This window comes from Propionigenium maris DSM 9537, from assembly GCF_027925155.1.
In the GTDB taxonomy this organism is placed as follows: domain Bacteria; phylum Fusobacteriota; class Fusobacteriia; order Fusobacteriales; family Fusobacteriaceae; genus Propionigenium; species Propionigenium maris.
On record NZ_BSDY01000015.1, the window covers coordinates 1 to 13,008 of the forward strand.

Here is a 13,008-nt window from a genome sequence, read left to right on the forward strand (position 1 = left end):
ATTGATAATCATAGAGTTAGAGGGCTAAGCAGGAAGTTTTTTAATGTTAGTTTAAAGATATTATTATTTACAATAGAAAAGGCCATTGCAATATTGAAAATTATACAATACTTTTGCAACAGCCTAATTAAGGAAAGTATAGAATTATAAGTTATTGACCTTGATAAAAAACAGTTACATGAGGTTAGAAAGGGTGGAGCGTCACGCTCCTTTTTAGCATATGAGAGTGTCAGTTAATGGATTTTAGAAGGTGAAAAAGAAGAAACTACTTCTCTTTGAGGTAATCTCTAGGAATAGCAAGATCCTCATTGGCTCTAGCGACCCTGTAATGAGGGGACATGATTTCAACACCTTCTGAATGAAATTTATCCTGGATATTTTCGTGAAGTTTTGAAAGGATGCTTTGAATCTTCTTCTCATGGGTAGTATATGCATTTATCTCATAGGTCACATAGAAGTCATCCAGAGACTTTTGGCGTACAAAGGGAGTAGGTGTATCTGCCACCTCATCAATCTCCTTAGCAGCCTCTATCATAAGCCTTTGAACAACATGCCAGTCCACATCGTAGCCGATGGTGATGCTTGTATAAACTATAACCTTGTACTGGCTGGCTGAATAGGTATAGTTGATAATGGAGCCTGAGAGGATCTTGGAGTTGGGGATTGTAATCCTTTCATTTTTAGGGGTCTTTAACCTTGTTACCAGAAGAGTTCTCTCAAGAACATCCCCCAAAGTATTATCTACCATTATTCTGTCTCCCACTTGAAAGACTCTCATATAGGTAAGGATAATTCCTGCTACAGCATTTCCCACATAGGAGGATGAACCCAGAGATACAATAAAACCAACAAATACTGTAATTCCTTTAAAGGCTGCGGAACCTGCCCCTGGGAGATAGGGGGACAAAATTACTAATCCCATCAGATATATAAATAACTTAAGAAGGTTATAGGTGGGACCTGCCCATTCAGGATAGAAACCCGGAATTTTTAATTTTTCTGACTCCACTTTGACAGATATATACCTGAAAACTTCTAAGAAATACTTTAAAACAAGAACAATCACTATAATGGTAAACAGGCTTGGCAGATACTCCAATATTCCCATTGCCACCTTTTGTAGTGGGAGAAGAATCAGCCCTAGCAATTTAGTAGCAATAATTTTAGTGGGGGGATTGATGTAGAATAGCGCAGGGAGTGTGAAAATTAGAATCAGTGTGAACAATACTACCCTGAGAAGCTTTATGAGGATAGAGTACAGGTACATGCGCATACCTCTGTCAAAAAAAACGGGCTTATCTGGCTTTGTTTCATTTAGGTCCTCTTCAGGCTCTAGGATTTTTAAAAGCTTTTTCAGCTTGAGTTTATTAAGGATTCTATAGCAAATTTTTATAAATATAAGATAAAAAATAAAGAGAAGAATACTTATAATGTGTGGGAAAAAATCACTATCAAGCAAATTAAAAAAGTAATCTTTCATAGATAAAACCTCCTGAAGACATTATCTACACTTTTCAAGTGTTCATTGGGATTTCCTACATAATTATATTTTAAATGGAGTATGACAGTCTCAGTTGAATACTTAAAAAACTATTAAAAAACACATAAAACGCAAATTGTCATAGAAAACCCTTTTTGTTTTTGGACAAAAACGTTATAATGGATTTGTTAAACTATATCAGGAGGATACAGATGAAAAAGAGTTTTTTAATTATTTCAACACTGTTGCTGCTACTTGTTTCTATTACAAGTTTCAGTATGGGGGAGAATGAAATAAAAACTCTCTACAACGAGATGAAGTTATCTAAGGAGATTTCCTACGACCTTTTCAAGGATGCAATGATCGGCTACAGCAGGATCGATGCAAAGAAAAAAAAGGATGTTATAACTATTATCGACTACTCAAAGCCCTCTACTGAAGAGAGATTTTATGTTCTCGACCTGAAAAGAAAAGAGGTTATCTTTAAGACCTATGTTTCCCATGGGGTGAATACTGGAGGGAATGAAGCAAGCAGATTTTCCAACACACTGAACTCCCGTCAGAGTTCTTTAGGGTTCTTCTTAACCAATGAAACCTACTACGGGAGAAATGGTTACTCCCTTAGGCTGGATGGCCTGGAGAAGGGGATAAACGACAGAGCCAGAGAAAGAACCATTGTTATTCATGGAGCAGCCTATGCTACAGATGACTTTATTAGAAGAAACGGGAGGCTGGGGAGAAGTTGGGGATGCCCTGCACTGCCAGATAATCTGAGTAAAGAGGTTATCGATACCATTAAGAATGGAAGCGTGTTGTTTGTTTATGGGAATGACAACACTTATTCAAATAAAACAAATATCTTATAGAGAAAAGCTGGATCTTATTCCAGCTTTTTTTAATATTTAGGATTTAAATTATTGGAGAATAATTTAGTATTCAGGTGAAAATTAGGGGCTTGGAGTGAGTAGGAAAAAGGTTATTTCGTAGGTGCAGGGAGCAAATCCCCAATAAATGGCGGTTCCAATAGAAGATTAAAATCACTATCAGACGAATTATCCCAAAAATACTCAATCTTTGTATGGATCAGTTGATATTATGACACTTTTTTAATAGAGAATTAAAAGATACAAAAAAAACATTGATTTTACTGGGGTTAAAGGGGTGAAGAAGATAGTGGATAAAATGAACTTTTTTAGAACAAAAGTGTACGGATAGGCTTGTAACCCTTAAAAAATAAGGGCTTTTTAAAAAAAGTTGTTGAAATAATAAAAATTCTATGGTATAAAAGATTAAGCGTAAAGCCCTTATATTTCAAGGGTTAATAATAGGAGGTAGTAATAATGACTAAAAAAGAGTTTGTAAAATTATTTTTTGAAAAGGGTGGATTTGAATCAAAAGCAGACGCTGAAAGAAAGCTAGATGCATTCCTTGGAACTGTAGAAGAAGTACTTAACGAAGGTGAAGAAGTAAACTTCATCGGATGGGGAAAATTTGAAGTAGCTGAGAGAGCAGCTAGAATGGGAAGAAACCCTAAGACTGGAGAAGAGATCCAGATCGAAGCTAAGAAAGTTGTAAAGTTCAAGGCTGGAAAGAAGCTTAACGATAAAGTTAACTAATTAATAAAGTAAAAACCTTCCGTAATGGAAGGTTTTTTTATTATGGAAATTTAGAGGCTAAAGTCGCTATTGGGATCCTTACACCACTCTATAAACTCCCTGTCCCGCAGGGGCTTTGAAAGGTAGTAGCCCTGGATATAGTCGCATCCCAGATCCCTTAGGATGTTGAAGGCCTCCTCATCCTCTACTCCTTCAGCCAAAGCCGTTACCTTCATTATGTGAGCCAGCTCAATGGAGGATCTCACTATATCCCTGTTCTCCCGGTTCGTAGTTATATCGGTGACGAACATCTTATCGATCTTTATCTTATCAAAGGGAAGCTTCTTGATATAGGATACAGAGGAGTAGCCTGTACCAAAGTCATCCAATGAGAAGGTAGGGCCATAGGACTTGACCTCCCTCATGGCTGAGGCGATGTCTGTGAAGTCCTCTATAAGGTCCCTTTCCAGTACCTCTATCTCAATCTTATGCAGGGGCAGTCCCAGGCTGCTGAACCCCTTTAACGAACTTATAAAGGCGGGGTTTTTTATATACTTTAGGGGGACGTTTACAGAGAGGTTTATATCTATCCCCTCCCTCCTGAATAGGTTTATAGCCTTTAGGGATTCCCAGATAATCCAGTGGGTGATCTTGTTGATAAAGGTTGTGGTCTCAAGGTAGGGAATAAACTCATCGGGACGTATTATCCCTTTGTCTGGATGGAGCCACCTGATGAGGACCTCAGCCCCCTCCAACCTCCTGGACCTAACATCCACCTTAGGCTGGAAGCAGAGGTAGAACTCCTTCCCCTTGAGGGCTCTTGGCATTTCACTGAAGAGCTGGAAGTTCATAACGTCCCTCTGGGAGACCTCGGGGATGAAGAGGTAGAAGTCCAGCAGGTTTTTTCTGGCAAAGAGTCTGGCCATCTCAGCCTTCTTGATGAGCTCGATGGTATCCTTGGTGTATCCGGAGATTCCCAGGGAGATCTCAGGGTAGAACTCAGCCTCCTCCAGCTTTATAGTGCCCCTGAGGATCCTTGAGAGGTCCTTGAAGACCTCCTCGGTGCTCACCTGGGTAAGGAGTATGGCAAACTGGTTGTCTGAGAAGTGGAAGACCTCTCCTCCTCCTATGGTATCGTCGATGTTAGTGAGCTTGCTGGCAAACTTTTTAATGATGTCGCTGGTGACATCGTATCCCAGGTTTGAGATAGCCTTGGAGTAGTTTTCTATCTTGAGGAGGGCCAGAAAGTATTCCTTATCCCCCTCAAAATTGGTATTCTCAAAGTACTTTCTGTTTCTAAGGTTGGTTGTGGTGTTGTAGAAGGTGATGGTGTTTATCTGCTTCAGGTAGTTGACCAGAAGCTCCAGTACTCCTCCCATGAGGGAACCTATAATTACAAAGAAGACAACCCTTATGGTCCAGTTTTCCACCGGCTGCATGGTCATGAGGGCTACCTCTATGGGCATATAGGGCCCCAGTATAAGTCCTCCAGCAGCACCAAAGACAGCTCCCCCGAGGGTACCAAAGAGGAGGCTTCCCAGAAAGATAGGGAAGTACATGAGGTGAAGATAGGCAAACTTAGTCCCTCCAGTGAAGTACACCACACCTCCTATGAGAAGCTGTAATCCAAGAAGAAGGACTACAACCAGGATCCTCTTTATTCCTCTGGGGTTTACCCAGTTATCTATGAGATTGGTCATGGAAACTAAATTAATCATGAGACTCCCTCCCTTTTCCCTCAATTAAAGTATATTATCCTCTAAAAAAAAATCCTTTTAAATTTTGTAAGGGCAAGTTATATAAAAAAATAAAAAAGGAAACATAATTATTTTTTAAATAAACTTAATGTAAATAAATTATTCAAAAGGTTGTTGCAATATAATATCAAAGGCGAAAAAGGGGGAAAAGTAATGAAAAACTATGAAATGAGTCAGATAAGAAATGTAGCTTTTCTTGGTCATGGAGGAAGCGGTAAAAGCACCCTGGTAGAGTCACTCCTGTATACTTCCGGCGCAACAAAGAGGATGGGATGCGTGGAAGAGGGAACAACAATCTCGGATTTTGATAAGGAGGAGGTCCACAGAAGGTTTTCTATAAACACCTCTGTAATACCTCTGGAGTATGGTGGACACAAGTACAATATCTTGGATACTCCCGGTTACTTTGACTTTAAGGGAGAGGTAGTATCAGCCCTTAGAGTAGCTGGTGGCGGAGTAATAGTTATAGATGCCACAGCTGGAGTAGAGGTAGGAGTTGAGAAGGCATGGAGAATGCTGGAGGAGAGAGGAATTCCAAAGCTTATCTTTATAAATAAGATGGATAAGGGATTCATTAGCTATGAGAAGCTTCTTGGTGAGATGAAGGAGAAGCTCGGTAAGAAGGTAGCTCCATTCTGTATTCCTATGGGTGAAAAGGATGATTTCCAAGGTTTTGTAAATGTAGTCGACCTCAAGGGAAGAAGGTTTGACGGGAAGAAGTGTGTGGACTGTGAGATTCCAGAGGATATAGACTACTCTGGAGTAAGGGATATGCTCTTTGAAGCGGTGGCTGAAACAGATGAGGAGCTCATGGAGAAGTACTTTGGCGGTGAGGAGTTTACCGTGGAGGAGATCCACAGAGGGCTTCACAAGGGAGTAGTAGCTGGAGATGTAGTCCCTGTGGTGGTAGGATCTGCCCTCAAGGGGATAGGAATACACACCCTCTTTGATATGCTCTACGACTATATGCCCACACCTCAGGAGATGCATGAGGGAGTGAGAGAGGGGATAAACCCAACAAACGATGAGATAGAGGTGAGAAGGGTAGATGAGAAGGATCCATTCTCGGCAATCGTCTTTAAGACTATAGTTGACCCATTTGTGGGTAAGATCTCTCTATTTAAGGTGAACTCAGGAAGCCTCAAGAGGGATACAGAGGTACTCAATGTCAATAGAAACAAGAAGGAGAGGATAGCCAATATATCCTTCCTCAGAGGAATCAATCAGCTGGAGGCAAATGAGATCAAGGCTGGTGATATAGGAGCTACAACTAAGCTACAGTATACACAGACTGGAGATACCCTTTGTGATAAGAGCAGCCCTATAAGGTATGAGGATATAAACTTCCCTAAGGCCTGCCTATACCTGGCAGTGGAGCCTCAGGACAAGACCGATGATGAGAAGATAAGTACATGCCTTCAGAAGCTTACAGAGGAGGATCCAACCTTTGTGGTGGATAGAAACTATGAGACTAAGCAGCTCCTCATAGGGGGACAGGGAGAGAAGCACCTTAAGGTGGTAATCCATAAGCTTGAAAATAAGTTTGGGGTACACAGTGTGATCTCAGAACCGAAGATCAGCTACAGGGAGACTATAAAGAAGGTAATAGAGGTACAGGGAAAGCACAAGAAGCAGACTGGAGGATCGGGACAGTACGGAGATGTACATATTAAATTTGAACCTTCCTCAGAGGAGTTTGTATTTGAGGATAAGATCCACGGAGGATCTGTGCCGAAGCAATATATCCCTGCAGTAGAGAAGGGACTTATAGAGGCCAAGGTAAAGGGAGTGCTGGCTGGATATCCAATGATAAACTTCAAGGCAACCCTCTACGACGGATCCTACCACTCGGTGGACTCCAATGAGCACTCCTTTAAGCAGGCAGCAATTCTCGCCTTCAGAAAGGGGATCCCTGAGGCAAAGCCGGTATTGCTGGAGCCTGTAATGAAGGTGGAGATAACAATACCAGATGACTACATGGGAGATATCATGGGAGACCTCAACAAGCGTAGGGGAAGGATACTTGGAATGGATCCAACGGATCACGGAGAGCAGAAGGTAGTGGCTGAGGTGCCTCAAAATGAGATGCTCAAGTATGCAACAGACCTGAGAGCTCTTACCCAGGCAAGAGGAAGCTTCGAACTCTCCTTTGAGAAGTTCCAGGAGATGCCTGATAACCTGGCTCAGGGAGTGATTGAAAGTTCAAAATAAAAAAAAATAGATAGGGAGACGGTGGAGCTGTCTCCTTATTTGGTAGGATAAGGAAGGGGGAAGGAACAATGGCTATAACAAGGGAAGAGATAAAGAAGGAGTTAGATAAGTTGGTCTACGATGTTATGGGAGAGTATGAGGAGTTTATCACAGATGAAATGAGAGATGAGATGGTAAACCAGGTACTGGCAACTGTGTCCAGGCACAAGAAGTACAGTGCCAGTGATTTGAAGAGGTCCTTCAGATCGGTATTGGCAGGAAAACTGAAGGGTTGATATTAGATAGTGGAGGAGACAGATAAACCTGTCTCCTTTTTTTGTGGGGAATAGGGGGAGTCCCGAAGGTATAAAACCGAATTAGTGGGTGGTAGCCTTTAAAATCTCATTATAGTCAGACAATGATTTTTTCTTTAAAAAATGGATACCTGGTTTTTAAGGTGTTTGATAAAGATGAGTAGGGAGAGTTGACATATCCTCTCTATTTTGTTAATATAACTCCTCGCTATGAAAAATATGGGGGTGGAATATGAATAAACTTTCTTTGGAGTCCTATGAAAAAATGGCTGATGACTATGCAGAATATGTGGACAATAAACCCTGGAATGCTGACTATGAAAGGCCGGCAACCCTTTCCCTTGTGGGGGAGGTAAGGGGTGAGAAGATTTTAGATGCAGGGTGTGCAGCAGGATGGTATAGTAAGAAGTTTCTGGAGATGGAAGCAAGGGGTGTTGTAGGTTTAGATTTTAGTCCTGAAATGATAAAGATCGCAAATCACCGTTTAAAGGGTGAAGTAAAGGGGAGTTATAATTTCTACTGCCATGATTTAAATGAGAGGATGGACTACCTGCAGGATAAGACCTTTGATAAGGTTGTAAGCTCCCTGACGCTGCATTATTTGGAAGATTGGAGTACTGCTCTCAATGAATTTAACAGGGTCTTAAAGGATGAGGGGAAGCTGGTAATATCGATCCACCACCCCTTTATGGAATATCTGGTCTTTGAAAAGGAGGATTATTTTAGGAGGGAACTGACTACAGATATTTGGAATATGAATGGAAGGGAAGTAGAGGTAAGGTTTTACACAAGACCCCTCCATGAAGTAATAAACAGTATAACAGGTGCTGGTTTTTTAATAGAAGAGATCCTGGAACCAATGCCTACCTTGAAATTCAAGGAAAAGAATAGTAAAGCATATGAAACCCTGACCAAGAGGCCACAGTTTTTATTTATAAAAGCTATAAAGAATAGGTAAATATAAGATATTATCAGATTCCTGTTTACATGAAATCTCTATGTGAAAGCAGTATAAGAAAAAGAAGAAGGCTATAGCCTTCTTCTTTTGTATTAAAAGGTGTATTTTACTCCAAGGGTGTAGGTTCTTCCAGGTGCCGGGTAGTGCTGCCTTACAATAGGCTGACCTGGCTGAGAGAAGTCCTCCCAGGCTCCAACATACCTGTCATATCCCTCATCGAAGACATTGTTTATTCTACCGGTAATAGTTACCCCGTTTTCCATCTGGTATATTGCTGAAAGGTCCACAACAACGTAGTCATCTACATCTTCTCCCCTTTCATTTTCCAGGTCATCCAGGTCATACATCTTACCGTGGTAGATGGCATCTGCATTTACAGTAAGTCCCTGGGCAAGGAGGTATGACGCCCCCAGGCTACCTGTAAGATTTGGAACGGAAGGGACCTTGTTCCCCTCATACTTACCAGAGATAATCTCATGCTCTATATATGTCACCGATGATCTAAGGGTAAGCCTTCCTATGTAGTGTTCCAGGAAGAGCTCAGCTCCATATCTCTCCACGTCTCCGATTCCGAAGTTTGCACTGTACTGCCAGTAGTGGGGATCCTCTGGGATGGCCATGTGGATCTGATCCTTACTCCTCTTGTAGAAGGTAGAGGCTGAGATATAGGTATTACCGATAAAGTCCTTGATTCCCACCTCTATGGTATCGTCTACCTGGGGCTCTACCGGACCTACCCAGAATCCAATCTCTGAGGCTGTGGGAGTTCTGAAGTTTCTGCTGTAGGTTGTATAGACTGAACCGGTGTCTGAATATGAGTAGCTCAGACTCAGCTCCCATGCATCGTTGGTGAAGGATTCTGTACTATGCTGCCCCCTCCTATCCTCTGGAATCATAGTCGAAGCACTGTACCAGTAGTCGTAATCTGAGTAGTCCCTTCTGTATCCCTGGGTAAACTGGAAGTCTCCCCACTTAAATTTGTTCAGAACAAATCCACCGTAGGCCTCCCTCTTGGACTCCTTGTGGGACCTTACATCCAGGAGGCTGCTGTCTGAGAAGTCTCCCCCGAGGATCAGGTAGTTCTCCCTACCATAGGAGTACTTTATCTGGGCCTTGGTATAGTACCTCTCCTCCTCATCCCTCCTGTAGTAGCTTCCCTTGCTCTTATCATATGAGTCGTAGTCCTTCTGGTAGTAGTTACCATAGACAAGAAACTCCAGGTCCTCCCCTATCTCCTGTCTGTACTTGAGATAGAAGTCGTCCTCCTGGGTCTTCCCCTGGCTCCAGCTATTTACCTGGGTCCTGTCATCTATCATATAGTATGGAATGGTTGTCCCGTACTTATAGTCCTTCTTAGAGTAGTTGTACTTAAACTCCAGGTCTCCACCGTCTAAGAGATACATAGTTCTCAATCTTGCATTCTGCCTGTCATCCTTTTCATCATCCCTCCAACCGTCGGAGTTGAGGTCTGTGAACCCCACCTCAGCAAGGAGGTTATCTGTAAGTTTAGTCCCGTAATCTACTGTGTTTTCAAGAAGGTTGTTGCTTCCAAGCTTGATTCCCACACTACCGTAGTTTTTCTGATTTTGAGGTGACCTGGTAATGATATTTACCACCCCTCCAAGGGTTCCGTTACCATAGAGGACTCCCCCTCCCCCTGGAACAACCTCTATCCTCTCAATGGAGTCCACGGGGATCTGGCTGGTGCTGTATCCTCCATTTATCCTATTTATGGGAACCCCATCCACTGTAACTACCACATTTCTGTTGGCATACATGGTGTTCTGGCCCCTGATATCAAACCTTACCTCGCCGTCATTGTACTTTCTTGCAGTAAGACCGGGAACGTTTCTCACAACATCCAGGATGTCGTTGGCCCCCTTCTTCTGGATCTCCTCCTTGGTGATAACAGTGATATTTCTCGGAGTGTCCCTCACACTGGTCTCAAAGTTTTCCGTTGTGATAACACTATCATCCAACCTCTGAACGATAGTTGACTCCCCTTCTACCTCAAAAAAATCAATATTATCAATTGACGTAGCTGAAATTGAGCATAGTATATATGCCCCTAGCAATAACTTTTTCTTCATCTCTCTCCCCTTCTTAGTATCTTTTTATAGGTAACTTTAATTTGGGGAAAAGTATCCAATACTCTTCCGTCCTCGCAGAAATATTTTTATGGCAGGTCTCCTGACTTGGCATCATCCCTTCAGCCTCCTTCCCGGTTTCCCAGTGGATTCAATGGCCTGCAGTCCGCTTCACAGTGACGGGATCGTGGGAGAATCTCACTCCTCTTCCCTATTAATCTTAAAGAACCATAAAATTTTACACAGGTCCGATCCTACCAATAAAATATTCAGATGTCAAAAAAAATATCTTAAATTTGAACAAAATACTGTTGAAGATCACTATTAATATTGAGGTAGGGGGAAGATATTTAAATTTTAAATTCTAGATCAGATAAAAATAAAATAAATGAATGTTTTTCGAAATATATTAACTTAAAAAGGACTTTAGAGTTTGAAAGTGTTTATTTTCTTGACTTTTAACTTTAAAACTAGTATAGTTTCAGTCGAAATATATCTTTAAGGTGCCCTGGAGATCAGGGTTAAAAGGGAAGTGAGGTGAGAGTCCTCCGCGGTCCCGCCACTGTAAGGTTGATCGGAGACAGGATACCACTGAGCTAGTCTTGGGAAGGTTGTCTCTGAGGTGAAACCGAGCCAGGAGACCTGCCTTAAGAGATAAGACTACTGTCACTTGCGAGGACGAGATGATGGACACTGTGTTTTTGGTGATCCTGAGTTTTTGCTCGGGATCTTTTTTATTAAAAAATTATTAAAGCGGAGTTGGGGAAGAGTATGAAGTTATTAGCAGCAGGATTACTGGGAATATTTTTAGCAAGGAGATCATTTGCCCACGGGGGTCACCACAAGATCCACTCGGAGATGGTGTTGGAGGGGGGAGACAGAAAGGGAATTCTTCTCGTTCACTTTGGTACCAGCAAAAAGACGGCAAGAGAAAGAGCTTTAGATAGCATAAAAAACCATGTGGAGGAGGACTTCGGCGGATATGAGGTGAGGGAAGCCTATACCTCGAGGATGGTCATTAAAAAGGTATATACACAATCTGGAAAGAGGTTCTTAACTCCAGGGGAGGCTCTTAAAAAGATGGCAGAGGATGGTTTCACCCATGTAGTTGTACAGGCTACCCACGTGATAAACGGGATCGAATCGGAGCACCTGAAGGAGGAGGTGAGAAAGGTATCTGCTGCCTTTAAGGATATCAGAGTAGGGGCACCCCTTCTCACCTCTCCAGAGGATTATATGGAGGTGGCCGATATCTTTCACAGAAGGTATCCAGAGAGGGAGGTAGTCCTTGTGGGACATGGAACTCCCCACCATGCAGGGGCCAGTTACGGGATGCTCCAGTATATCCTGGACAGAAGGGGATATAAAAATATCCTGGTAGGAACTGTGGAGGGGTATCCCGGCTTAGATGAAATCATAGGAGAGCTGGAGAGCAGAGATGTAAAGGAGGTAGTACTGGTGCCCCTCATGGTCGTAGCCGGGGTCCATGCAGAGGAGGACATAGCCGGTGAGTGGAGGGAAACCCTTGAAAAAAGAGGGATAAAGGTAGAGGTATCCATGGAGGGGATGGGTGAGATAGCTGAGATACAGCACCTGCTGATCCACCACATAGAGGATGCCATAGACCACGTAGAGGAGGATATGGCCAAGAAGAAGGATAATATCCTGAGGGAGGTAGTGTAGATGAAGTTAAAGGGAATAGCAGTGGGCTTACTTCTGACCCTTGCAGGAGGTGTCTATGCTTATGAGCCTGTAACGGTGGACTTTAATGTAGGGGGAAAGAGGTATGAGGTGACCTTTGAGGAAGCACCTAAGAGGGCAGTGACCACCTCACACTTTATGACGGAGATGCTTCTTTCCCTGGGACTGGAGGATAGCATGGTGGGAACAAGCTGGGCAGACAATGAGATCCTTCCAGATCTCAAGGAAGCCTATGATAGGGTACCTGTGCTCTCTGAAAGGTATCCGTCCAAGGAGGTGCTCTACTCGGTGGAGCCAGATTTCATCAGCGGATGGCATTCATCATTAGACCCCAAAAGACTTGCGGGGGTAGAGGAGCTCATGGGAAATGGAATCAACCCCTATATAATCTCCTCCCTGGAGGGGGGAGCCACTATAGAGAGGGTATATGAGGACTATATGACCCTGGGAAGGATCTTTGATATAGAGGAGAGGTCTCAGGCTGTGGTAGCAGACCTGAAGGAAGCTGTGGATAAAGCTGAGAGGACGAGGGGAAGCCGTGACAGGGTAAGGGTATTTGCCTATGACTCTGGAAGGGAGGCTCCTCTGGTTGTAGCCGGTGGAGGACTTGGGAATGATATCATCACCAAGGCTGGTGGGGAGAACATATTTGCCGATCTTAAGGGAAACTATGCAACTGCCAGCTGGGAGTCTATCCTTGATGGAGATCCAGAGGTAATCCTCATAGTTGACTACGGAAGCGAGGCATATGAGGAGAAGATAGATTTTTTAAGAAAGAATGAGTTTACCAGGGAGCTGGAAGCAGTTAAAAACAACAGGTTTGTTGTAGTTTCCCTGGCTGAGATATCACCAGGGCCGAGAATAGCAGGGGTACTGGAGCACATGTCAAAAGAGTTTTTCGAAGTGAGGTAGAGGAATTTGAAGAA

At 42.9% G+C, this 13,008-nt stretch carries 10 protein-coding genes and 2 riboswitches; of the genes, 7 read left to right on the plus strand and 3 right to left on the minus strand.

Annotated elements, in window-relative coordinates:
• Positions 1-265: 265 nt before the first annotated feature.
• Positions 266-1,108, minus strand: a complete 843-nt coding sequence (locus QMG11_RS13835) for a mechanosensitive ion channel family protein (protein ID WP_281836751.1) — start codon at positions 1,106-1,108, stop codon at positions 266-268.
• A 584-nt stretch (positions 1,109-1,692) separates the two neighbouring features.
• Between QMG11_RS13835 and QMG11_RS13840 the strand changes: the two genes are divergently transcribed.
• On the plus strand, positions 1,693-2,346 hold the full coding sequence (locus tag QMG11_RS13840; protein WP_281836753.1) for a murein L,D-transpeptidase catalytic domain family protein: 654 nt from the start codon (positions 1,693-1,695) through the stop codon (positions 2,344-2,346).
• Positions 2,347-2,820: 474 nt separating this feature from the next.
• A complete protein-coding gene (locus QMG11_RS13845) occupies positions 2,821-3,096 on the plus strand; it encodes an HU family DNA-binding protein (RefSeq protein ID WP_281836754.1) in 276 nt (91 codons plus the stop codon).
• Between the two features lie 50 nt (positions 3,097-3,146).
• Here QMG11_RS13845 and QMG11_RS13850 read toward each other — a convergent pair whose 3' ends face one another.
• Positions 3,147-4,793: a bifunctional diguanylate cyclase/phosphodiesterase gene (locus QMG11_RS13850; protein ID WP_281836756.1), complete on the minus strand. Its 1,647-nt coding sequence runs from the start codon at positions 4,791-4,793 to the stop codon at positions 3,147-3,149.
• 192 nt (positions 4,794-4,985) lie between these two features.
• Here QMG11_RS13850 and fusA point away from each other — a divergent pair, with 192 nt between their 5' ends.
• The 3 genes from fusA to QMG11_RS13865 all read left to right on the plus strand — a co-directional run bounded on the left by fusA (position 4,986) and on the right by QMG11_RS13865 (position 8,294).
• Positions 4,986-7,043, plus strand: a complete 2,058-nt coding sequence (gene fusA, locus QMG11_RS13855; RefSeq protein ID WP_281836758.1) for an elongation factor G — start codon at positions 4,986-4,988, stop codon at positions 7,041-7,043.
• A gap of 68 nt (positions 7,044-7,111) precedes the next feature.
• Positions 7,112-7,318, plus strand: coding sequence for a hypothetical protein (locus QMG11_RS13860; RefSeq protein ID WP_281836759.1), 207 nt, complete (start codon positions 7,112-7,114; stop codon positions 7,316-7,318).
• Positions 7,319-7,568: 250 nt separating this feature from the next.
• The gene (locus QMG11_RS13865) at positions 7,569-8,294 is read left to right on the plus strand and encodes a class I SAM-dependent methyltransferase (RefSeq protein WP_281836761.1); all 726 of its coding nucleotides are present in this window, start codon (positions 7,569-7,571) and stop codon (positions 8,292-8,294) included.
• Between the two features lie 92 nt (positions 8,295-8,386).
• On the opposite strand, the gene QMG11_RS13870 is transcribed toward QMG11_RS13865, so the two are convergent.
• A complete protein-coding gene (locus QMG11_RS13870; protein WP_281836762.1) occupies positions 8,387-10,384 on the minus strand; it encodes a TonB-dependent receptor in 1,998 nt (665 codons plus the stop codon).
• Positions 10,385-10,457: 73 nt separating this feature from the next.
• Positions 10,458-10,629: riboswitch (cobalamin riboswitch) on the minus strand.
• Positions 10,630-10,866: 237 nt separating this feature from the next.
• Positions 10,867-11,045: riboswitch (cobalamin riboswitch) on the plus strand.
• Positions 11,046-11,152: 107 nt separating this feature from the next.
• Here QMG11_RS13870 and QMG11_RS13875 point away from each other — a divergent pair.
• Positions 11,153-12,064 (plus strand): sirohydrochlorin cobaltochelatase, encoded by a 912-nt coding sequence (locus QMG11_RS13875; RefSeq protein ID WP_281836763.1) that lies wholly within the window; start codon positions 11,153-11,155, stop codon positions 12,062-12,064.
• Positions 12,065-12,994, plus strand: a complete 930-nt coding sequence (locus QMG11_RS13880) for an ABC transporter substrate-binding protein (protein ID WP_281836764.1) — start codon at positions 12,065-12,067, stop codon at positions 12,992-12,994.
• Positions 12,995-13,008: the final 14 nt, after the last annotated feature.

What these genes read in the sequence shown, in the direction of transcription:
- QMG11_RS13835 (WP_281836751.1), bottom strand. Translation starts at nt 1,108, where the DNA reads ATGGGAATATTGGAGTATCTGCCAAGCCTGTTTACCATTATAGTGATT.
- QMG11_RS13840 (WP_281836753.1), top strand. Translation starts at nt 1,693, where the DNA reads ATGAAAAAGAGTTTTTTAATTATTTCAACACTGTTGCTGCTACTTGTT.
- QMG11_RS13845 (WP_281836754.1), top strand. Translation starts at nt 2,821, where the DNA reads ATGACTAAAAAAGAGTTTGTAAAATTATTTTTTGAAAAGGGTGGATTT.
- QMG11_RS13850 (WP_281836756.1), bottom strand. Translation starts at nt 4,793, where the DNA reads ATGATTAATTTAGTTTCCATGACCAATCTCATAGATAACTGGGTAAAC.
- fusA (WP_281836758.1), top strand. Translation starts at nt 4,986, where the DNA reads ATGAAAAACTATGAAATGAGTCAGATAAGAAATGTAGCTTTTCTTGGT.
- QMG11_RS13860 (WP_281836759.1), top strand. Translation starts at nt 7,112, where the DNA reads ATGGCTATAACAAGGGAAGAGATAAAGAAGGAGTTAGATAAGTTGGTC.
- QMG11_RS13865 (WP_281836761.1), top strand. Translation starts at nt 7,569, where the DNA reads ATGAATAAACTTTCTTTGGAGTCCTATGAAAAAATGGCTGATGACTAT.
- QMG11_RS13870 (WP_281836762.1), bottom strand. Translation starts at nt 10,384, where the DNA reads ATGAAGAAAAAGTTATTGCTAGGGGCATATATACTATGCTCAATTTCA.
- QMG11_RS13875 (WP_281836763.1), top strand. Translation starts at nt 11,153, where the DNA reads ATGAAGTTATTAGCAGCAGGATTACTGGGAATATTTTTAGCAAGGAGA.
- QMG11_RS13880 (WP_281836764.1), top strand. Translation starts at nt 12,065, where the DNA reads ATGAAGTTAAAGGGAATAGCAGTGGGCTTACTTCTGACCCTTGCAGGA.